Origin of the sequence: Enterococcus sp. MSG3290 (assembly GCF_050555565.1) — a bacterium.
GTDB lineage: Bacteria > Bacillota > Bacilli > Lactobacillales > Enterococcaceae > Enterococcus_B > Enterococcus_B faecium.
In genome coordinates this window covers 1,063,912-1,086,656 of the sequence record NZ_CP187862.1, presented here as the reverse complement: position 1 = coordinate 1,086,656, position 22,745 = coordinate 1,063,912, and the positions used below count along the sequence as shown (strand labels likewise).

Below are 22,745 nucleotides of genomic sequence, written 5' to 3'. Positions count from 1 at the left end.
TTCCTAACCTTCAATTAGCTCCTTGGTCTTCTTCGCAAATCCGGCATCCATTATTCCGAATACCTTGCGAGGTTTTCCGATCATCTGCGTGATTTCTGCTTCAGAAAATAGCTCAAAGCAAGGAACTTCATAATATGAACTCTTATCTTTTATCTTTTTTCTTGTATTCTCGCTTGCATCGGTTGCCACAAACACCAATTTTGCTTTTTGTTTGCGGATTTCAGCAATGGTCAGTTCTTCACCCGTGATTAGTTTTCCCGCGCGCATCGCTAGACCGATGAGATTCATGGCTTTTTGCCGATTAACTGTATTCATTTTCCAAATAACTCTTTACGTGCTTTTTGGTGAGTGACATAGTCAAGAAGTTCTTGATAAAACTCATCTGTTAATGTTGTTTCGAGTACTCGATCGAGAATTTTTTTATCCCAAGCTTGTTGTACTTCTTCCGGCTCAAGTGAGACATACGCTCCTCGTCCAGGCATTTTTCCAGTTGGATCGATCGATACTTCCCCTTCTTTTGAACGGGTGATTCGGACCATCTCTTTTTTAGGTTTCATTTCACCTGAAACCACGGATTTGCGTAAAGGAATTTTCCTTTGTTTCATCTCTTTGCCTCCTTACTAAAGTTAAGCTTCTGGTTTTTCTTCGACCGTTTCATTGTTGAATGCAATTGTTTCATATTCATCGTCTGTTAAATCTGACTGAACGATTGCTTCATCATGCAGTTCTTCTGTTTCTTTTTGTTGTTCTTGATTTTCATAAAATTCCGTCATGTCAGATTCTGATTTGATATCGATTTTATGGTTAGTCAATTTAGCAGCTAAACGTGCATTTTGTCCGCGTTTACCGATTGCTAGCGATAATTGGTAGTCTGGAACGACAACTGTGCAGGCCTTTGGATTTGTCTCATCGAAGATCACATCCATGACTTGTGCAGGATTCAATGCATTTGCAATGAATACAGCTGGATCTTCATTCCATTCGACGATATCCATGTTTTCGCCTTTTAATTCATTGACGATTGCTTGAACTCGTTGTCCCTTTGGCCCGACACATGTACCGACTGCATCGATATTTGGATCATTTGAGCGAACTGCCACTTTTGAACGATCGCCAGCTTCACGGGCGATGCTGACAATTTCAACGATTCCATCATAGACTTCTGGTACTTCTTGCTCAAATAAGCGGCGCAATAGGTCTGGATGGCTGCGACTAACAAATACTTGCGGACCTTTAGACGTATTTTCTACTCGGGAAACATAAACTTTGATTCGATCATGTGGTTGATAAAATTCATTTGGCATTTGATCTTGTTTAGAAAGAACTGCCTCAATTTTACCAAGATTGACATAAATATAACGTTTATCCTGGCGTTCGACGATTCCTTGCATGATGTCTTTTTCATAAGCACTGAATTCGTTATAAATAATCGTTCTTTCTGCTTCACGTACACGCTGTAAAATAACTTGTTTAGCCGTTTGCGCAGCGATCCGCCCAAAATCTTTTGGTGTTACTTCAAAACGGATCGTATCACCGATCTCATATGCTGGATTGATTAAAAGTGCATCTTTCAATGAGACTTCCAACTGTGAATCCATCACTTCTTCCGTTACTTCTTTTACTGCATAGACATGGATCTTTCCTTTTTTCTGATCAAATTCCACTTCGACGTTTTGTGCTTGGCCATAGTGACGTTTGTATGCAGAAACCAATGCTGCTTCTAAAGCATCGATCACGATTTCTTTTGAGATCCCTTTTTCAGCTTCTAAAGCGTCTAACGCATTTAACATTTCTTTACTCATTTTTTTCTGATTCCTCTCCGTGATTAAAATTGGATAGCTAAGCGAGCTTTTGCAATATTTTTTCGGTCAAAAGTCAATTCTTTTTCTCGTGTTTTTATGCGTATTTTCAATGTAAGCTGTTCAGCATCAAATGATTGAAGAAATCCTTCATATTGTTTTTCGCCATCTACTGGTTGGTATAAGGAGACATGGACATAATCACCAAGTGCCTTTTCATAGTCGCTTTCTTTTTTCAATGGCCGCTCTGCTCCCGGGGAGGATACCTCCAGGAAATAAGCTTGAGGAATCGGATCTGGATCTGCTGCATCAAGTTTTTCACTCAGTTTCTCACTGACAAAGGCGCATTCTTCGATATCGATACCGCCTTCTTTGTCAATAAATACTCGTAAGAACCAGCTTTTTCCTTCTTTTACAAATTCGACTTCGACAAGTTCAAAATTTTGTTCATCTAAAATCGGTGTCACCATTTCTGTGACTGTTTCAACGACGCTACTCAAAAGTTTCGCCTCCTTAAAAAATTAAGTGCGTAATTCCATTAAAAAGAGTGAGCGAAAAATCCGCTCACTCACAGTTAGTATCATTACCTATAAGAACTATACCATACTCTGCTTAAAATTACAAGCAGACAGGAAAACAGATGCTTATAGCATATCGAATAACGATAATTGATTTTCATCTGGTAGATCTTTCAATACGCCATTGTCGTTCATATATTCGATCAATGTTTTTGAAACTTTACCGCGGGTGGCAAGATCTTCTTTGGATAAAAATGGACCGTCTTTTCTTGCTTCAACGATTTGTTTTGCCACGTTGGTTCCCAAACTTGGGACAGCTCTAAATGGTGCGATCAACGTATCACCTTCAATAACAAAGTTAACGGCATCCGATTTATACAAATCAATCATTCCAAATTTGAATCCTCGTTCCAGCATTTCATTGGCTAACTCCAGCACTGTCAGTTGATTCTTTTCTTTTACGGAAGCATCTAATCCTTTGTCCGTGATTTCTTTCATTGCTTGTTTCACAGCATCTTTTCCTTTGCACATGGAGACTAGATCAAAGTCGTCTGCACGTACAGAAAAGTATGCACAGTAATACAAAATAGGGAAATAAACCTTGAAATAAGCGACACGAAGAGCCATCAATACGTAAGCTGCAGCATGGGCTTTCGGAAACATATATTTGATTTTTGAACAAGAATCGATATACCAGTCGGGCACATTATTTTCTTTCATCGCCGATAGATAGGTTTCTCGCAATTCATCAGGGATCTTGTTCCATTGTCCTTTACGAACAGTTTCCATGATTTTAAATGCCATCCCGCTATCTAATCCAGCATGGATCAAATAAACCATAATATCATCACGACAGCCGATTACTTCCGCCAGTGTCGCATCTCCTCGTCGAATCAATTCTTCCGCATTTCCTAACCATACGTCTGTACCATGAGATAGTCCGGAAATTTGCAGTAGTTCTGCAAAAGTTGTAGGATGCGTTTCTTCTAACATTCCTCGAACAAAACGAGTGCCGAATTCTGGAATACCTAATGTCCCTGTTTTGGAATAAATTTGTTCCTGACTTACTCCAAGTACTTCAGGACCGGCAAATATCCGCATCACTTCCGGGTCATCCGTAGGGATCGTTTGTGGATCGATCCCTGATAAATCTTGAAGCATCCGAATAACAGTTGGGTCATCATGCCCTAGAATATCTAATTTCAATACATTATCGTGAATCGAGTGGAAATCAAAATGAGTCGTTTTCCATTCTGAATTTTGATCGTCTGCTGGATATTGGATCGGCGTAAAATCATAGACATCCATATAATCGGGAATAACGATGATCCCCCCTGGATGCTGGCCGGTTGTCCGTTTGACTCCAGTAGCGCCTTTTGCTAATCTGTCGACTTCTGCACTTCGAAACTGCAGATTATTGTCCCTTTCGTATCCTTTTACATAGCCATATGCTGTTTTGTCGGCGACTGTACCAATCGTTCCGGCACGGTAAACATAGTCTTCGCCAAACAATACTTTCGTATAGTTATGGGCTTCTGCTTGATAATCACCTGAGAAGTTCAAATCAATATCGGGCACTTTGTCTCCATGGAATCCTAAAAATGTCTCAAATGGAATATCATGACCGTCTTTGTTTAAGCGTGCACCACATTTTGGACATTGTTTTTCTGGCATGTCAAATCCAGAACCATACGTACCATCTTCAAAAAACTCGGAATATTGGCACTCTGGACAATAATAATGAGGGGCTAATGGATTAACTTCAGTGATTCCTGTCATCGTCGCAACAAAGCTAGAGCCAACAGAGCCACGTGAACCTACTAAATAGCCATCTTCATTACTTTTATGCACTAGTTTTTGGGCGATCAGATAAATAACCGAGAAGCCATTACCATTAATAGAATTCAACTCTTTTTCTAATCGTTTTTGAATGATCTCAGGTAACGGATCTCCGTACATTTGTTTTGCTTTTGTGTAACTCAATTCTGATATTTCATCTTCTGAACCTGGAATCTTCGGTGTATAAAGTTCATCTTTGACTGGAATCACTTCTTCGCAGATATCTGCGATTTTATTCGTATTTTCTACTACGATCTCTTTCGCTGTTTCTTCCCCTAAAAAGTGAAATGCAGTTAGCATCTCATCGGTTGTTCGGAAATGGACATCCGGCAAACTATGACGATTCAACGGATTCGCTCCGCCCATAGAATTGATCAAAATTTTTCGGTAAATGGCATCTTCTTCGTTCAGATAATGTACATTACCTGTTGCAACAACGATTTTATCCAAACTTTTTCCGATTTCTACCAAATTTTGGATAATTTCTTCCAAATCATGTTCATTTTTTACCAATTCTTGCTCGATCAAAGGCGCATAGACCGCTTTTGGCATAACTTCAATATAATCGTAGAATTTTGCTCGGTTTCTTGCCTCTTCTACCCCTTTTTGCATCATGGCTTCGAATATTTCTCCCTTATCACAAGCTGAGCCGATCAATAGATTTTCACGCATCTTTTTCAATTGGGAGCGTGGTATTCGTGGGACGCGTTCGAAGTATTCGACATTCGACATTGAAATCAGTTTGAACAAATCTTTCAGTCCTGCCTGATTTTTTGCTAAAATCGTTACATGGAAAGGTCGAGCCCTTTTGTAAGAATCTCCTTCTCCGATATGCTCATTTAGCTGATCATGATAAAGCATGTTATGATTGTCCATTGCCTCTTTCACAAAGATCCATGCTAAGTGACCAGTTGCTTCAGCATCATAGATTGCTCGGTGATGCTGTTCCAAGCTGACACCAAATTTTTTAGATAACACACCTAATCCGAAACGTTTGAATTGAGGATACAGATATCTAGCTAATTCCAACGTATCAATAACTGGATTGGCCGCTTCAGGAATACCATACCTTGCGTAGCTAGTATTCAAGAACCCCATATCAAAAGCCGCGTTGTGGGCTACCAAAATTGTATCTTTTGAAAATTCAAGGAACATCCGCAATACTTCTTCTTCCGACTTTGATCCTCGAACCATTTCATCCGTGATACCAGTCAGATCTACCGTTGTTCGTGACAAAGGATGTCCTGGATCGATAAACTCATCAAAGCTTTCGATCACATTTCCTTTATACATTTTGACTGCGGCTAGCTCGATGATCGTGTCATATACTGCAGACAATCCTGTCGTTTCCACGTCAAATACGACATATGTGGCTTCACTCAATGCTTCATGTGCATCATTATAAGCAATTGGGACACCATCATCTACGACATTCGCTTCCACGCCGTATAAGATTTTCACACCTGCTTTTTTTCCAGCACTATGTGCTTCCGGAAAGGCTTGCGCACCACCGTGGTCTGTAATGGCGATAGCTCGATGTCCCCATTTCCCTGCTTGTGCCACAAGATCAGAGATGCTGTTTGTTGCATCCATCGTACTCATATTGCTATGAACATGAAGCTCTACTCGTTTTTCCCCTTCAGGAGCATAATCTTTGCGAGGTGTATGTTTGACTTCTATGATATCTTGCGCATTCATGACCAAATCACGGACAAACGTATCTTCTTGAATACTTCCTCGTACCTTTAACCAGCTACCGACACTGATCGCATCAAATACTTGTTCATCTTTTTCGCCGTTCGAGAATTTTTTGACGATAAATGATGAAGTATAATCTGTGATTTTCAAAGTCAAGATCTTGCGTTTTGAACGTAGTTCTCTGACTTCTTTGTCGAATACGTACCCCTCAAGTGTGACTCTTCGTTCTTCTTCAACGATACTGATCATTGGTGTCGTTGGTTCATCGGCTGGAATATTTCGTCCTAGCTGGATGGGTCCTTCAAGAGCTGGCGATTGCTCTTTTCTTTCCTTTTTCTTTTGTTCGTGGACAACTAGACTTTCAGCTGCTTGCTTCATAAAGGCTTCTGCCTGTTCTTGTTTGCGTTCTTCAAAAAGTTTCAATACTCGTTCCGCTTGCTGCTCATCCACTTCTGGTTCGATACGAAATTTTGGGAATCCGTAACTGACGAACAACTCTTCTACTAATGGCAAGTATTGTTGCTTCAAATAAGAAATAGCTCCTGTACTGTCGATTGGCAAGATGACTTTACGATCTTTTATCACAGGTACCTGCGTTTTCAATACTTGCTGTGCTAGTGGTGTATCGCATTGCTGATTTTCCAAAGCTTGGGCCCAGTAATCTTGCAAGAGCTGTTCATCGAATGTCTGGTCATCTGCTAAGATATTCAGTTTGACTTGTGCAATATCTTTAAAAGCGATAGTCAGATGCTGAGTCAATGACCGATATAGCATAATAGGCAAAATTTTGGAAAAATGCAGCGTAAATTCCCATAAACGCGATTTACGATGGACCACTACACTATCCATTTCACCAGCAGTAAGCAGTGGATGATTTCTTTCTGCTTCCTCTAATTGGATTTGTTCCAACAGTTTTTCAAATAAATCTCGTTTTTCTGACAAAGATATACGCCCTTTCTGATGAGAAACAATGCAATTGATCGCATCTTATCCTCTTCTTTTTCAGTACCTTTTAGTATACTCGTTTTTTCTGAGTTTTACATTAAAAAATTGGAACTGCGATTTGAATCGCAGTTCCAATTTTAAAAGCGAATCATCAGATTGTCAAAAACAGCTGATTCAGCTATTTTTATTTTCTGTGTTTTAACGCTTATTATTCGCCTTGGTTCAAGAGGATTGGTAAAGTATTCGCCAATTCTTCTTTACGTACTTCAACCATTTCGCCAGTTTTCTTGATTTTTACTTCTACGATTCCATCCACTGCTTTTTTACCGACAGTGATTCTGATTGGACAGCCAATCAAATCAGAATCCGCGAATTTCACTCCTGCGCGTTCATTTCTGTCATCAACCAGTACTTCATAGCCAGCTTTTGTCATCGCTTCTTCTAGTTCATTCGTCAGGTTTGTTTGGTATTCGTCTTTTAGATTCATTTGGACGACATGCAGATCAAATGGCGCAATTCCTTTTGGCCAGTTGATTCCTTGTTCATCTGAATGTTGTTCTACGATTGCTGATAATAAACGACTTACACCGATACCATAACAGCCCATAATCACAAATTTTTCTCGTCCATTTTCGTCTAGTACAGTTGCTCCCATAGATTCACTGTAACGAGTGCCGATTTTGAAGATATGTCCGATTTCGATTCCTCGAGTAAAGGCAAGAACACCATTGTTGTCTGGTGAAGGATCTCCTTCTTGTACAAAACGAAGATCTTCATAAGAAAGTACAGTGAAATCGCGTTCTGGATTCACATTTTTATAGTGGAATCCTGTTTCGTTCGCTCCAGTAATGGCATTCGCTAAATCTTGGACATAACGGTCTGCATATACTTTTACGTCATCTGAAACACCGACTGGTCCGACAGAACCAAACTCAGCACCTAGATATTTTTGTGCTTCTTCTTCTGTTGCTTCTTCTAAAAAGTCAGCAGATAAAAAGTTTTTCAGTTTTACGTCATTGACTTCATGGTCTCCGCGTACCAAAACAAGGACAGGTTGTTCATCCGCAATGAACAATACAGACTTGATGATTTTTTGAGGTTCAACAGAAAAGAAATCTGCTACTTCGTCAATTGATTTTACGTTAGGTGTAGCTACTTTCTCCAATTCAAGCTGTGTTTCATGCGATTTTTTTGATACATAGTAGCTTGTAGCCATCTCCAAGTTTGCAGCATAATCACTTTCAGTCGAATAACAGATCGTATCCTCCCCGATTTCTGAGATCGCCATGAATTCTTTTGAGTCTTTCCCGCCCATTGCGCCACCGTCTCCGATAATCGAGCGAAATTCTAAGCCACAACGCTTGAATACTTCGGTGTAGGCTTTTTCGTAATCTTTATATGTCTCGTCCAAACTTTCTTCCGTTGCATGGAAAGAATACGCATCTTTCATGATAAACTCTCTTCCGCGAAGCAAACCGAAGCGAGGTCGTTTTTCGTCACGATATTTAGGTTGGATTTGATAAAGATTTAAAGGTAATTTCTTATATGAATTGATTTCATTACGCATCAAATCAGTAAAAGTTTCTTCGTGAGTTGGTCCAAGGATCATTTTTCGATCATTGCGGTCTTTGAAACGATACAAGTTTGGTCCATATGTTTCGTAACGCCCGGATTCTTCCCAAAGTTCTGCTGGCAAGATGGCAGGCATCAGCATTTCTACCGCTCCGATTTTTTCAAATTCTTCCCGCATAATGCGTTTCAGTTTTTCCAATACACGATTTGCTAATGGCAGATATGAATAAATACCCGCTGATACTTGGCGGATATATCCAGCTCTTAGCAAGATTTGATGGCTTAATACTTCTGCATCATTTGGAACTTCGCGTAATGTTGGAATCAACATTTTTGATTGTCTCATTCTATATACTCCTTTATTTCCTCAAAATAGTTATCGTTTGTTATTATACCCTATTTGTCAACTTTTTCTAGAAAAAGAATCGTTGAATATCGTTCCATGTAACTAGCACCATCAACAACATTAAAAATCCAAAGCCAGCTAATGTCAATATTCCTTCTTTTTCTTGACTTAATGGTTTCCCGCGAATCCCTTCAAAAATATTCAAGACTAATTTCCCGCCATCTAAGGCAGGAATCGGAAGCAGATTGACGATTCCGAGATTCATTGAAAGAAGCGCCATCAAACTAATAACAGTTGTTACACCTTGATTTGCTGCTTCTGAAGACAATTGGTACATCATGACAGGTCCGCCTAATTTATCTAAACTGAAACCTGTAAATAGTGATCCTAAGGCTTTGAAAATTTCCAATGAACCGCTGAAAGCTTGACGCGTCCCTCCAATGATCTTATCCATAAAACCTGTATTCATTGGGGCTTTTATACCAAGTTGGCCAACTTTTTCGCCATTTGACTCTACAGATTTCGGTGTCACGTCGACAGATTGCACCTGACCTTCTCGTTCGATCTTAAAGTCTAATGTTTTATCCGGATTTTTCGTAATGACTGTTGTCAGATCATTCCATGAATGGATTTCTTTTCCGTCCACACTGACTACCTCATCATTTTCTTTTAAGCCTGCTTCTGCCGCAGCTCCATTAGGCATGATCTCTCCTACGCGATTAGTGTTCGTCACTTGAACACCACCTTGCATAAATGCCAGAATGATGAATAACAGGATTGCCAAAATAAAGTTATTCATGGGTCCAGCAAAGTTGGTCAGCATACGCTGCCACAATTTAGCCGATTGGAACTGTACGTCTTTTGGCGCAATTCTGATTTCTGTTCCGTCGTTTTCAATAATCGTCGCATCGTGATCAACAGGGTAGGTTACTACTTCTGTTTCGTCTCCATTCACATAACCAGTGATAGTCAGCTCATCTTCTAAATCATAACGGCTCAATTCCATCGGGATAGCATTTGTCAATTGGATTTTCTTACTTAAATTTATCTTCTCTACGATGCCGTCAGAATTTAGTAAAAGAGAAAGAGGCATTCCTGGTGCCATTTCTGTTTCATCATCCCCATTGCCTGCCATTCGAACATAACCGCCAATAGGTAATAGGCGAAGCGTATATGTTGTCCCGTCTTTTGCTTGATGCCCATAAATTTTCGGACCCATACCGATAGCAAATTCGCGAACGAGGATTCCTGATCGTTTCGCAAAGAAGAAATGACCAAACTCATGAACAATCACTAATATACCAAAAACGATGATAAATGTCAGAATCGTTTTCATAGCTTTTTTCTCCTTTACTTGTTTTTTGTGTTTTTTATAAAACAACGATAAAACACTATAATTTTACCATAGTATACCAAAGACACCAATAGTATCAATATAATGAAAAATAAAAACCTGCGTCTTTTATGAAATTCACAAAGAAACGCAGGTATACTTACTAAATAATGCCAAATAAATGCATGATAGGAAATACAAACAGCAAACTGTCGAAACGGTCTAAGATTCCACCATGGCCTGGTAAGATATTTCCCGAATCTTTCACATCATAATGACGTTTGATTGCAGATTCGACCAAATCACCAAATTGTCCGACTGCTGAAAAAATAATCGTCATCAGAAGCATGACAAACATACCATGATTGAATAGTTCTTTTGCTGGGTATAGCAATAAATAAAGAAATGCGACTACAACAGCACTACCGATACCACCGAGCGCACCTTCAATCGTTTTGTTGGGCGAAATATCAGGACTTAACTTATGCTGACCATAACGTCGACCAACCATATATGCTCCGATATCAGTTGCCCAAACAATAAATAGACCAAATATCAAAACAGCCAAGCTTTCTGTTCGTGCATTGACAAAATTCTGGAAACCTATTCCCACATACAAGCTGACAAGCACAGGAAAACCTGCTTCATCAATCGTATACGTATTTTTAGAAATAACTGATGTTCCTAAAAGAATCATAACTATAAGATAAAATAACATAAATGTACTTACATTCTCTGGAAGAAAGAAAAACCATCTTTCTTTTGGCAAAACAAGTAACACTGCACCAACGGCGGATAAAACTCCTTCAAAACTTAAGAGTGTCAATCCTTTCATCCGGAACAGCTCGTAAACTCCTACTACCGCTAAGATTGCTGCTGTAAGCTCAACTGCTATGCCTCCGATCCATATAATCGGAATAAACAAGACTAGCGCCACAGCTGCTGTGATCACACGTTGTTTCATGACTGATCCCCTTTCTCATCTTCTGTTTTTTTTACACCGCCGAATCGACGGTCTCGATTTTGATAAGAGGCGATTGCTTCTTCAAGATGCGCACCATCAAAATCAGGCCAAAGCGCTTTTGTAAAATACAGCTCACTATATGCGATCTGCCATAACAGAAAATTACTAATTCGCTCTTCTCCACTTGTACGGATCATCAGCTCAGGATCTTGTAACTCTTTAGGCAAGAAACCTGTCATTAAATGCTTAGCAATCAATTCATCATCGATTTCTTCTGCGTGTATTTCTCCTTTTGCTACTTCTTCGGCAATTTCTTGGACAGCAGTCACGATCTCTGCTCTACTTCCATAATTCAAAGCAAAATTCAATACCATTCCAGTATTGTTTTTTGTTTGCTCAATTGCACGTCTTACAGCATCTTGCGTATGTTCTGGCAATACGTTTTCATAACCCATGACATGAACTTTGACATTTTCTTTAATCAATTCTGGTACGAACGTATCAAAGAAGTCGACAGGTAGTTGCATGAGAAAACTTACTTCATCTTTTGGTCGCTTCCAGTTTTCAGTCGAAAAGGCATAAAGCGTCAACACTTTCACTCCAAGCCTTGATGCTTTTTTTGTGACTTTCTTTACTGTTTCCATGCCTTCTTTATGGCCAGCAACTCGTGGCAAACGACGGTTTTGCGCCCAACGACCATTGCCGTCCATGATGATGGCAATGTGCTGAGGAATTGGTCCATCGGTATTAAATTGAAATTCGCTTTTTTCTTGAATATATTTGTTTTTTTGCGGAAAAAAACGTAACATTCTTTTTCCTCCTATACTTAAAAGATTCCCACTATCTTAAGTATTATAGCAATATCTAACTGTTTTTCCTATGAAATCATTGTTTTTTTATTTAAAAACTGAATAATTTTTTCTTTTTTTAATTTTTAAATAAAAGAAATATAAATAAAAACAGAGGAAGCGGAATGATCCGCCCCTCTGTTTTTATGATTTTATTAAACTTCCAATAATTCTTTTTCTTTATCAGCAGCGATCTTATCTACTTCTTTGATGCTGTTATCTGTCAATGTTTGTACGTCTTTTTCTAATCCGCGCAAATCATCTTCGGTAATATCACCATTTTTTTGTTGTTTTTTATATTCATCGATCGCATCACGACGGATGTTACGAATCGCGATTTTTGCATTTTCTGCTTCTTTTTTAACATCTTTAGCTAATTCTTTTCTGCGTTCTTCTGTCAGTTGCGGGATAACTAAGCGAATGACATTTCCATCATTGGTTGGACTGATTCCGATATCACTTGCCATAATAGCTTTTTCAACATCTTGAAGAATGCTCTTGTCAAAAGGTGTGATCATTAAAACACGTGCTTCTGGAATTTGGATTGATGCCATTTGGTTCAATGGTGTTGGCGCACCGTAGTAGTTCACAGTAATACGGTCCAAAAGGCTAGCGTTCGCACGGCCTGCGCGGATTTGCCCAAGTTCACGTTGAAGATTTTGTGCTGCTTTTTTCATTTTTTCTTTTGCTTCTGTCATAATTGCATCTGCCATTTTTATTTCCCCCTTACAGTTGTTCCGATATTTTCGCCTAAGATTGCACGGCGAATATTTCCGTGTTCATTTAAATTGAAGACAAGCAGTGGAATATCATTATCCATGCTTAGTGAACTTGCAGTTGAATCCATGACTTGTAATCCTTTGGCAATAACTTCCAGATGAGTCAGTTCTTCAAATTTCACTGCATTTGCATCTACTTTCGGATCAGCAGAATAAACACCGTCTACATTGTTTTTAGCCATCAGGATAACATCTGCGCCGATTTCTGCCGCGCGTAATGCTGCTGTTGTGTCTGTCGAGAAGTACGGGTTGCCGGTACCGCCTGCAAAGATAACGATCCGTCCTTTTTCTAAATGACGTTCTGCTTTACGGCGAATATATGGCTCTGCGATTTGACGCATTTCAATCGAAGTTTGCACGCGTGTCGGTACACCCACGTTTTCCAACGTATCCTGTAAAGCTAAGGCATTCATAACTGTAGCTAACATACCCATGTAATCAGCTTGAGCACGTTCCATGCCCATTTGTGCTCCGATTTGTCCGCGCCAGATATTTCCGCCGCCCACAACGATTGCCATTTCAACGCCCAGCTCGTGAACTTCTTTGATTTCTTGGATGATTTCTTTGATTACTGGTGGTTTGATTCCAAATCCTGCATCCCCAGCTAAAGCTTCTCCACTCAATTTTAAGACTACACGCTGATATTTCGGTGTGACCATGTTCATTCCTCCAATATTTTCTATTGCCATTTTACCATACTTAGATGATTTCGACACTCTAAGACTGGTTTTTCTTGTTTTGCTTAAAAAAAGGGAGCGCACAAACCGTGCGTTCCCGTCTGTTATTCAACAGAATTATTTTTTCACTTGGCTCATAACTTCTTCTACAAAGTTATCTTCGCGTTTTTCGATACCTTCGCCAACTTCGAAACGTACGAATGTTTTAACAGTTGCGCCTTTTGATGCAACGTATTTTTCAACAGTCATATCAGGATCTTTAACGAATGGTTGGTCCACCAAAGCGATTTCTGCTTTGAATTTCTTCAAGCGTCCTTCTACCATTTTTTCAACGATATTCGCTGGTTTGCCTTCGTTCAATGCTTGTTCTGTAAGAACAGTTTTTTCATGTTCTAATTCAGCTTCTGGAATTTGTGATTCGTTTACATAACGAGGATTGATAGCTGCTACGTGCATAGCTACGTCTCTTGCAACTGTTTCGTCAGTTGTTCCATCTAGAACAGTCAATACGGCAATACGTCCGCCCATATGCAAGTATCCACCAAATGCAGCATTGTCGTCTTTTTCTACAACTTCAAAGCGACGGAAGCTGATTTTTTCTCCGATAACTTGAGTTGCTTCGATCAAGTCAGATTCAATTGTACCTTTATCTGTTTTGATTTTCATTGCAGCTTCCATGTCTGCTGGTTTGTTTTCAGCAACAAGTTCTGCAATTTCTTTTACTAAATCTTGGAACATTTCGTTTTTAGAAACAAAGTCTGTTTCTGAGTTTACTTCAACGATTGCTGCAGTGTTACCTTTCACAGCAACTGAAGCCAATCCTTCAGCTGCAATGCGGTCATTTTTCTTCGCAGCCTTTGCCATTCCTTTTTCACGTAAAAGATCAACTGCTTTTTCCATGTCGCCTTCTACTTCAACTAATGCTTTTTTCGCATCCATCATTCCTACGCCAGTCATTTCGCGTAGTTCTTTTACCATTTTAGCTGTAACGTCTGCCATGTTTAACTCCTCCTGTGTGTTTTTCTTTTTAAAAAAAGCTGCTTCAAAGGAGAGTGAGGCTTGTCGCCCAGCCTTTGAAACAGCTCCATCATTCAAAATTATTCTGCTGAAGAATTGTCGCCTTCAACAACATCTACGATTTCTTCGATTGATGTTGCTGTGTTTTCTTCTGTGAAATCTTCTTCAACTACTTGATCTTCACCTTGGTTTCCTTCGATGAAAGCATCAGCCATTTTTGAAGTAATCAATTTAACGGCACGAATTGCATCGTCGTTTGAAGGGATTACTACGTCGATTTCATCTGGATCGCAGTTTGTATCAACCATAGCTACGATTGGGATATTTAATTTGTGTGCTTCTTGAACAGCAATACGTTCTTTACGTGGGTCAACGATGTACATTACATCTGGGATTCTTGGCATATCAGCGATACCGCCTAAGAATTTTTCAAGACGTTCACGTTCTTTGTTCAAACCAGCAACTTCTTTTTTAGGTAGAACTTCAAAAGTTCCATCTTCTTCCATTGCATTGATTTGTTTCAAACGGCTGATACGTTTTTGGATAGTATCCCAGTTTGTCAATGTTCCGCCTAACCAACGATGGTTAACGAAGTATTGTCCTGCACGAGTTGCTTCTTCTTTGATTGCTTCTTGTGCTTGTTTTTTTGTACCTACGAATAATGCTACGCCACCTTCTTCAGCAACGCTCTTCATGTAATCATAAGCTGCATCTACTAATTTAACTGTTTTTTGCAAGTCAATGATGTAGATTCCGTTTCTTTCTGTGAAGATATATTTCTTCATTTTTGGGTTCCAGCGACGAGTTTGGTGACCAAAGTGTACGCCGGCTTCTAGTAATTGTTTCATAGAAATTACTGCCATGTTTGTTTCCTCCGATTTGGTTTTATTTTTCCTCTTCTTATCTTCTACCTTGCCGGCAAACTTTTTCAAGCACCTACCGACAATCCAATAAGAATGTGGATTTGCTGATGCATAAAGCACCCTCAGCTATTATACAGACAAAAGATCCGTATCGCAAGAGCAAATGTACTTTTCTGCTCAACATTCAATAGTTTACCTGAAAGATAAAAAGAATTCAAGAAAAACAGTAGATTTCTCTTTGTTTCTTTATTATCCTTTTTCCATAAAATAATTTTAGGTATAAAAGACGAATATTATTGGGCAATCCTTCTTTTTTTTGTTATGATACATGTGAAATCTTTCGTAAAGGAGAAAGAAAATGCGCAAAGCTCAAAGACATTTGCTGATTAAACAAGTCATTGAAGAATTCCCGATCCGTACGCAAGAAGAACTATTAAACAAACTTGGGCATTATGGCGTTACCGCCACGCAGGCAACGATTTCTCGAGATATCCGTGATCTAAAAATCGTGAAGGCACCTGATGAAAATGGCGTTTCCCGCTTCGTATTGTTTCGCGAAAAAGGAACTCCTGAGACTAGGACTGAGGAAGAGGATCGGCTGGTTCAAATGATTGAAGACATTGTATTGAAAGTCGAACGAGTCCACTTTTTGACGATCGTCAATACCTTGCCAGACAATGCTCATTTATTTGCATCTGTTTTAGATGAGATCAAACCTCCCTCTATTGTCAGTACAATTGCTGGATTCGATACGATCATGGTCATCTCGGAAAATGAGGAGGACGCAAAACGAGTAGAAGAATTTCTTCACCATCCAACTGAAGTATCACTTTTTTAATCAGAGCACGTATTCCTAATATGGAATGCGTGTTTTTTTATTTTCAATATTTTCCTTATTAAATAAACCTTTACACTCTTTACAAAAATACATCATTTTTTATTCAAATTTTTCAACAGCTTGATTGAATCACAATAATCATCATTTATATTGGATGTTAACAAGAGCAGCTTCTTGCTCTTTGTGTATTTCAAAAAAGAAATGAAAGGAAATCATATGTATAAATTATTAACTCCTGGACCATTGACGACTTCTGAAACAGTGAAAAATGCTATGCTGATCGATCATTGTACTTGGGATCAAGAATACAAAGAAATTACACAATGGATAAGAAAAAAATTACTGGATCTTGCTCAAGTATCGGAAGGAATATACACAACGGTCTTAATGCAAGGTAGCGGCTCCTTCGGGGTAGAATCGGTATTAAGTTCTGTGATCAGGCCAGAAGATACTGTACTGATTTGTTCAAACGGCACATATGGACAACGAATGATCAACATGTGCGAATGTCTGAAACTGAACTATACCGTTTATGAGGTATCGGAACATCAAATCCTCCAAGCTCATGTGATTACACAGCTGATTGAAGAGAATCCCTCTATCTCCGCACTAGCAATGGTCCATAGCGAGACTACTTCCGGTATTTTGAATAATTTGGAAGAGATTGCTGCTGTCACACAAGAAAGAGATCTTTTGTTTATAGTGGACGCGATGTCAAGCTTTGGTGGGATACCGATTCGTGTAGCCGAACTAGGGATTGATTTTTTGATTTCCAGCTCAAACAAATGTATTCAAGGTGTTCCGGGCTTTTCTTTTGTACTTGCTAATAAAGCGGAACTAGAAAAGCGAAAAAATGTGAGTCGAAGTTTGTCACTTGATCTATATGACCAGTACCGCGTGATGGAAAACGAGAATGGCAAATGGCGTTTCACTTCCCCTACCCATACGGTTTTGGCTTTTCAACAAGCGCTGAAGGAACTAGAGGCAGAAGGAGGAATCGAAACTCGATATTCACGTTATCTCGCCAATAATCATGTACTACGACAAAAAATGACAGAGATGGGGTTCCAGCCTTTCATTCAAGAATATCAGGGGCCATTCATCACCTCTTTTCTTTATCCTAAGGACTGGCGATTTGATTTTAATCATTTTTATCAGTATTTAAAGCAAAACGGATTTGTGATCTATCCCGGGAAAATCAGCGATCATGAATGTTTTCGTATCGGAAATATTGGCGAGATCTATCCGGAAGATATTTTGGAACTGACAGCAATTATCAAAGACTATAAGGAGAACGTTAATGATTAAAACTGTAATTTTTGATTGGGCAGGAACAACTGTGGACTTTGGCTGTATGGCTCCTGTCCACGCTTTTAGAAATGCTTTTCTAGAAAAAGGAATCCAACTGACTGACAAAGAAATCCGCGAACCGATGGGAAAATTAAAATGGGATCATATCCAACAGCTTCTTTCCCTCCCTTCTGTCAAAAAACAATGGATAGCTATTTATGGACAACTACCTCAGGAAAAAGAGGTAGAGGAATTGTATCAACAATTTGAACATTATCTGTTTAAAGATTTGGCCCAGCATTCTACCTTGAAACCCGACACATTGGAAACGATCGAACGGTTGAGAAACGCTGGGATCAATATTGGTTCCACGACTGGATTTACTGCTCCTATGATGGCAATCGTAGCAGAAACCGCAAAAAAAGAAGGGTATTCACCAGACTTCATAGCAACTTCTGAAGACGTCGAAGGGTATGGTCGACCGTTTCCTTATATGATCCATAAAAACATGCAGTACTTCAAAAACAAGTCGGTTGATGAAGTAATCAAAGTCGGAGATACGGTCTCAGATATCCAGGAAGGGAAAAATGCCGGAGTGTTGACAATAGGTGTAATTGAAGGTAGTTCGCTAATGGGGATTTCTTATGATGAGTACCAAAAATTAAAGATGGGGAAAAAAGATCGTTTAAAACAGTCTGTTGCTCTTAGATTCCAACAAGTTGGCGCTGATATTTGTGTAAACAATTTAAAAGAGTTAACAGAATACATTTTGTACGCTGACAAGAATCCAGAATGACTTTTATACAAAATAAGAGGTTGTGAAAAAGCTGTCCTGCATCAAGTAATAAGAACAGCCAAACAAAAATAGCTCCTCATATTTTTCGTTTGGTTAGGCTTATTACCGCAGATGCAAGCTTTTGAACACCGTTTATTCGAAAAAAAAAGGGAGCTGTGACACGACTTTTGTCACAGTCCCCTTATTTGCAAACAAACAGTGTTTAAGAGACAACCTCTCCACTAAACGGTGTTCATTCAGCTGACTCTCGGTATTTGCTCAAAAAACGATAAAATTTGAAAAGCTATTTTCTCTTTTGTTTCTCTAATACTCGGATCAGAACGCTGATTTCACATTCTCTTTTTCTTACATCTTATCTGGTGCATGAAGTCCTAGCAAACGAAGGTCTTCTTTCAATAATACAGTCACTGCATAAACTAGAGCTAAGCGTGCTTCTTTTTGTTCATCATCAGCTAAAATCTTCGTATGAGCATAGTATTTGTTGAATGCTTGTGCTAATTTGATTGCATGTTTCGCAATCACTGACGGTTCGTATTTTTCCCCAGCAGACAAGACCGTTTCAGGGTATTTTTGAACTAATTTAACCACTTCCCAGCTGGTATCGTCATTCAATGCATAGTCTGCTGTTTCTGAAGGGACAAATCCTGCTTTTTCCAACAGGCTGACTGCACGAGCATGTGTATATTGCACATAAGGTCCAGTTTCTCCTTCAAATCGAACAACTTCTTCCAGGTTAAAGTCAAATGTATTCAGTCGATCGTTTTTCAAATCGTGGAAAATGACTGCCCCAACCCCAACTTGTTTAGCTACAGCATCTTTGTTTTCCAAATCAGGGTTTTTCTCGCTGATTTGTTCTTTAGCAGATTGGATTGCTTCATTTAATACTTCTTCTAATAAGACGATCTTTCCTTTACGAGTTGATAATTTTTTACCACCTTGTGTGATCAAACCAAATGGAATATGGTGCATGTCGTCAGACCAGTCAAAGCCCATTTCCTTCAAGACAGCTTTCAACTGTTTAAAATGATAGCTTTGTTCATTCCCTACTACATATAGAGATTGTTTAAAGTCGTAAGTACGTTTACGGTACAATGCAGCAGCTAAGTCACGTGTAATGTATAGTGTCGCACCGTCTGACTTCTTAATCAACGCTGGATTCAGGTCATAAGCAGATAGGTCAACGATCTCTGCACCTTTATCCTCGTTCAGCAAATGTTTTTCTTCTAAAAGTTTGACGATTTCATCCATCTTGTCATTGTAGAAAGCTTCACCGTTCAACGAATCGAAACGTACTTCCAGCAGATCATAGATTTTATTGAATTCTTTCATCGATTCATCACGGAACCATTGCCATAATTGAATAGCCTCTTCATCGCCTTCTTCCAGACGTTTGAACCAAGCACGAGCTTCTTCATTTAATTCTGGTTCTGTTTCAGCTACTTCATGGAATTGGACATATAAACGAAGCAATTCATTGATTGGTTCTGCTTTAACAGCTTCTTCTGTACCCCATTTTTTGTAAGCGACGATCAGTTTTCCAAACTGTGTTCCCCAGTCACCTAAATGGTTGATGCGGATTGGCTGATAACCGATTTTTTCCATAATGAAACCGATCGAATTACCGATAACTGTCGAACGCAAATGTCCCATTGAGATTGGTTTGGCAATATTAGGAGAAGACATGTCGATTGGTACTGTTCCTTGATTCCCGATATTGCTATCCCCATAATGTTCTTTTTCTTTCACTACTGTTTGCAAAACTTTTTTGCTGATAAGTTCTTTATTCATGAAAAAGTTCAAGTAAGGTCCGACAACTTCGATTTTTTCAAAGTTAGCAGAATCGATTTTTTCTGCTAAATCTGCAGCGATTTGCTGTGGCGCTTTTCGGTAAACTTTTGCTAATGAAAAGGCTGGAAATGCAACATCTCCGTGTTCAGCTGATTTTGGATTTTCTAGTAATTGTTCGACTTGTTCCAGTGTTAAATCATCTTTGACAGCGTCATAGACAGCTTTTGCGACAAGATCTTTATTATTCATCTTTATTCCTCCTAAAGTGCTCCCTTGATTGTTAAACAAAAAAAATCTCTAGCGACGGCATACTTAGTATGCCATCACTAGAGACGAGATTTCCCGCGGTACCACTCCAATTGTCCTAAAAAAGGACCAGCTCCATCTGATATCGGTAGACGACCGTCTGTTTAAAACAGAATTCTCCAAGTGCGCTTCGTTGTATCTTCTTCATTCGGCTTCCACCATTTCCGAATTCGCTAGCCAAGAATGATACAAGTACTCTCTTGTTCAACAAATCTTAGTCTTATTAAACTTTCTTGAATTATATCAGAAAAAAAAACGAAAGGCTAGTCGTTTCTGATAAAAAAACAATCCAGATGGCCTAAAGGAGAAGAAATACCACCTGGATAGCTATAAATCATTTCGTAAATACGAAAGACTTAACAAATTAATCAGCTACGATAATCGTTCCTTCTTCAGAAGCTAAAAGATTCTCGATATTTTCTAAAGAAGTGATGATTGCCTTAGCGTTTGGTTTTGCTTCAACAAATGCAATAGCTGCCTCTACTTTCGGAAGCATGCTTCCTGGAGCAAATTGCTTTTCATCAATGTATTGTTTCATTTCTGAAACAGTAACAGTTTCTAATTTCTTTTGATCTGGTTTTTGGTAATTGACATACACATTGTCTACTCCTGTCAATACGATCAGCAAATCCGCATCGATGATTTCGGCTAATTTTTCTGAAGCAAAATCTTTATCGATTACGGCTTCTCGTCCTTCTAATCCAGTAGCTGTTTCTACAACAGGAATCCCACCGCCACCAACAGAGACTGTGATAACTCCTTGATCGACCAGCGTTTCGATGACACGTGCTTCTTTAATCGAGATGGGTTTAGGGGAAGCGACTACTTTTCTCCATCCACGTCCAGCATCTTCTTTGAATGTCACAGTGGAGTCAGCATTCATTTGTTCTTTGGCTTCTTCTTCCGTGTAGAATGGACCGACTGGTTTACTTGGATTTTTGAATGAAGGATCATTTTCATCCACAATAACTTGAGTGACTAAAGAAACCACATCTTTATCGATCCCTTTTTCCTTCAGTACTTCGCCCATGGCGTTTTGTAACCAGTAACCGATAGATCCTTCTGTCATTGCAACACATGTATCTAAAGGCATTGCCGGTGTTTTCTCAGAATCAGCAGCTTGCTGCTGAATCAATAGGTTACCGACTTGCGGACCATTTCCGTGGGAGATGATCAATTCATCTCCTTGTTCGATAAATTTCACTAAATACTTTGCTGTTTCCATTAACGCTTCTTGTTGGGCTTTTGCACTTGCATCCGTAGACAAGATGGCATTACCCCCTAAAGCGACAACTACTTTTCGTTTGGCCATTTCATTCGTCCTTTCTTCAGTTCTACCGAATTTTCTAGATAACAAAACGAGCCAGCGTTTTGTGATTTTCCCTCAATGCTGACTCGTTTTTTCGTGAGATGAATGTGGTTATGCTTAAACGCGAGGGATAAACAAGTTACCTAATGTTGCTGCCATGATCGCTTTGATTGAGTGCATACGATTTTCTGCTTGGTCAAATTGACGAGCATATTTGCTGCGGAAGACTTCATCTGTTACTTCCATTTCAGTGATGCCAAAGCGTTCTTTCATTTGTTCACCGTAAACAGTGTTTGTATCATGGAAAGCTGGCAAGCAGTGCAAGAAGATCAAACGATCTGTGTTGTGTGTTTTTTCTACCATTTCCATATTGATTTGGTAAGGTTTCAACAATTTGATACGTTCTTCGAATTTATCTTCTTCACCCATTGATACCCATACATCAGAATAAAGGACGTCTGCTCCGTCTACACCTTTATCAACATCGTCGGTAATCATCAATTGTGCACCGGATTTTTCAGCAAAGCCTTCTGCCATTTTGACGATTTCTTCTTCAGGTTGTAATTCTTTTGGTGCAACGATACGCATATTCGCTCCTAAAATTGCACCTGTGACTAATAAAGAGTTAGCCATATTGTTTCGACCATCTCCGCAGTAAGCAACAGTGATACCTTCTACTGTTCCAAAGTTTTCTTGGATAGTTAAAAAGTCAGCGATCATTTGTGTTGGATGCCATTCATCAGTCAAGCCATTCCAAACTGGAACACCAGAGAATTCTGCTAGTTCCTCTACCATTTTTTGACTGAATCCACGGAATTCGATTCCGTCAAACATACGTCCTAGTACTTTAGCTGTATCTTCTGTGGATTCTTTTTTACCTAATTGGATATCATTTGCACCTAAATATTCAGGATGTGCACCTAGATCGATCGCTGCAGTAGTAAATGCAGAACGAGTACGTGTAGATGTTTTTTCAAATAAAAGCGCAATATTTTTTCCTTCTAGATAGTGATGTGGGATACCACGTTTTTTCAAGTCTTTCAAGTGTTCTGAAAAATCGATCAAATATTGTAATTCTTCTTTTGTAAAGTCTTTTTCTGCTAATAAGCTTCTTCCTTGGAATACTGATTCTTTCATATTAAACATTCTCCTTTAGATTGTTTTTATTTAAGATTAAAGAGGAAATCCCGACGGCAGCTGACAGTAAGACCGCCGTCAGG

Annotated in this window: 19 protein-coding genes and 1 other annotated feature; of the genes, 3 read left to right on the top strand and 16 right to left on the bottom strand. The window is 39.2% G+C overall.

The genetic code is table 11. The annotated features are described in order from the left end of the window. Nucleotides 1–3: 3 nt before the first annotated feature. The 13 genes from IGL31_RS05160 to rpsB form a co-directional block, all read right to left on the bottom strand. Complete coding sequence (locus IGL31_RS05160) at nucleotides 4–315, bottom strand: YlxQ-related RNA-binding protein (RefSeq protein WP_002288509.1); 312 nt, start codon at nucleotides 313–315, stop codon at nucleotides 4–6. Beyond that, complete coding sequence (rnpM, locus tag IGL31_RS05155) at nucleotides 312–605, bottom strand: RNase P modulator RnpM (protein WP_002288501.1); 294 nt, start codon at nucleotides 603–605, stop codon at nucleotides 312–314. The genes IGL31_RS05160 and rnpM overlap by 4 nt, the downstream gene beginning before the upstream one ends. 21 nt (nucleotides 606–626) lie before the next feature. Then, nucleotides 627–1,802 carry a transcription termination factor NusA gene (gene nusA, locus IGL31_RS05150; protein WP_002288500.1) on the bottom strand — a complete coding sequence of 392 codons (1,176 nt, stop codon included), beginning with the start codon at nucleotides 1,800–1,802 and terminating at the stop codon, nucleotides 627–629. Nucleotides 1,803–1,825: 23 nt separating this feature from the next. Beyond that, nucleotides 1,826–2,299 (bottom strand): ribosome maturation factor RimP, encoded by a 474-nt coding sequence (gene rimP / locus IGL31_RS05145; RefSeq protein ID WP_002288499.1) that lies wholly within the window; start codon nucleotides 2,297–2,299, stop codon nucleotides 1,826–1,828. A 144-nt stretch (nucleotides 2,300–2,443) separates the two neighbouring features. Continuing rightward, nucleotides 2,444–6,796 carry a PolC-type DNA polymerase III gene (locus IGL31_RS05140; protein WP_002319369.1) on the bottom strand — a complete coding sequence of 1,451 codons (4,353 nt, stop codon included), beginning with the start codon at nucleotides 6,794–6,796 and terminating at the stop codon, nucleotides 2,444–2,446. Between the two features lie 211 nt (nucleotides 6,797–7,007). Then, nucleotides 7,008–8,717: a proline--tRNA ligase gene (locus tag IGL31_RS05135; RefSeq protein ID WP_086300009.1), complete on the bottom strand. Its 1,710-nt coding sequence runs from the start codon at nucleotides 8,715–8,717 to the stop codon at nucleotides 7,008–7,010. 67 nt (nucleotides 8,718–8,784) lie between these two features. Then, the gene (rseP, locus tag IGL31_RS05130) at nucleotides 8,785–10,053 is read right to left on the bottom strand and encodes an RIP metalloprotease RseP (RefSeq protein WP_002288494.1); all 1,269 of its coding nucleotides are present in this window, start codon (nucleotides 10,051–10,053) and stop codon (nucleotides 8,785–8,787) included. A gap of 160 nt (nucleotides 10,054–10,213) precedes the next feature. Then, a complete protein-coding gene (locus IGL31_RS05125; RefSeq protein ID WP_002294135.1) occupies nucleotides 10,214–11,014 on the bottom strand; it encodes a phosphatidate cytidylyltransferase in 801 nt (266 codons plus the stop codon). Then, nucleotides 11,011–11,823: an isoprenyl transferase gene (locus IGL31_RS05120; RefSeq protein ID WP_002294134.1), complete on the bottom strand. Its 813-nt coding sequence runs from the start codon at nucleotides 11,821–11,823 to the stop codon at nucleotides 11,011–11,013. The genes IGL31_RS05125 and IGL31_RS05120 overlap by 4 nt, the downstream gene beginning before the upstream one ends. 194 nt (nucleotides 11,824–12,017) lie before the next feature. Continuing rightward, a complete protein-coding gene (gene frr / locus IGL31_RS05115; RefSeq protein ID WP_002293875.1) occupies nucleotides 12,018–12,575 on the bottom strand; it encodes a ribosome recycling factor in 558 nt (185 codons plus the stop codon). Nucleotides 12,576–12,577: 2 nt separating this feature from the next. Next, on the bottom strand, nucleotides 12,578–13,300 hold the full coding sequence (gene pyrH / locus IGL31_RS05110) for a UMP kinase (protein ID WP_002293877.1): 723 nt from the start codon (nucleotides 13,298–13,300) through the stop codon (nucleotides 12,578–12,580). A 135-nt stretch (nucleotides 13,301–13,435) separates the two neighbouring features. Then, on the bottom strand, nucleotides 13,436–14,317 hold the full coding sequence (tsf, locus tag IGL31_RS05105) for a translation elongation factor Ts (protein ID WP_002293878.1): 882 nt from the start codon (nucleotides 14,315–14,317) through the stop codon (nucleotides 13,436–13,438). A 98-nt stretch (nucleotides 14,318–14,415) separates the two neighbouring features. Further along, entirely contained in the window at nucleotides 14,416–15,198 is a 783-nt protein-coding gene (rpsB, locus tag IGL31_RS05100; RefSeq protein ID WP_002293880.1) for a 30S ribosomal protein S2, read from the bottom strand. Nucleotides 15,199–15,556: 358 nt separating this feature from the next. Between rpsB and IGL31_RS05095 the strand changes: the two genes are divergently transcribed. The 3 genes from IGL31_RS05095 to phnX all read left to right on the top strand — a co-directional run bounded on the left by IGL31_RS05095 (nucleotide 15,557) and on the right by phnX (nucleotide 18,122). Then, complete coding sequence (locus IGL31_RS05095) at nucleotides 15,557–16,036, top strand: arginine repressor (protein ID WP_002293881.1); 480 nt, start codon at nucleotides 15,557–15,559, stop codon at nucleotides 16,034–16,036. Nucleotides 16,037–16,252: 216 nt separating this feature from the next. Beyond that, nucleotides 16,253–17,344: a 2-aminoethylphosphonate--pyruvate transaminase gene (gene phnW / locus IGL31_RS05090; protein WP_086300163.1), complete on the top strand. Its 1,092-nt coding sequence runs from the start codon at nucleotides 16,253–16,255 to the stop codon at nucleotides 17,342–17,344. Continuing rightward, complete coding sequence (gene phnX / locus IGL31_RS05085; RefSeq protein ID WP_010727588.1) at nucleotides 17,337–18,122, top strand: phosphonoacetaldehyde hydrolase; 786 nt, start codon at nucleotides 17,337–17,339, stop codon at nucleotides 18,120–18,122. The genes phnW and phnX overlap by 8 nt, the downstream gene beginning before the upstream one ends. Nucleotides 18,123–18,467: 345 nt before the next feature. On the opposite strand, the gene argS is transcribed toward phnX, so the two are convergent. The 3 genes from argS to argF all read right to left on the bottom strand — a co-directional run bounded on the left by argS (nucleotide 18,468) and on the right by argF (nucleotide 22,662). Then, the gene (gene argS / locus IGL31_RS05080; protein WP_002317792.1) at nucleotides 18,468–20,159 is read right to left on the bottom strand and encodes an arginine--tRNA ligase; all 1,692 of its coding nucleotides are present in this window, start codon (nucleotides 20,157–20,159) and stop codon (nucleotides 18,468–18,470) included. Nucleotides 20,160–20,235: 76 nt separating this feature from the next. Then, nucleotides 20,236–20,433: a binding site (T-box leader), on the bottom strand. Nucleotides 20,434–20,580: 147 nt separating this feature from the next. Then, the gene (gene arcC / locus IGL31_RS05075) at nucleotides 20,581–21,528 is read right to left on the bottom strand and encodes a carbamate kinase (protein WP_002288434.1); all 948 of its coding nucleotides are present in this window, start codon (nucleotides 21,526–21,528) and stop codon (nucleotides 20,581–20,583) included. A 114-nt stretch (nucleotides 21,529–21,642) separates the two neighbouring features. Next, nucleotides 21,643–22,662, bottom strand: a complete 1,020-nt coding sequence (gene argF, locus IGL31_RS05070) for an ornithine carbamoyltransferase (RefSeq protein ID WP_002288437.1) — start codon at nucleotides 22,660–22,662, stop codon at nucleotides 21,643–21,645. Nucleotides 22,663–22,745: the final 83 nt, after the last annotated feature.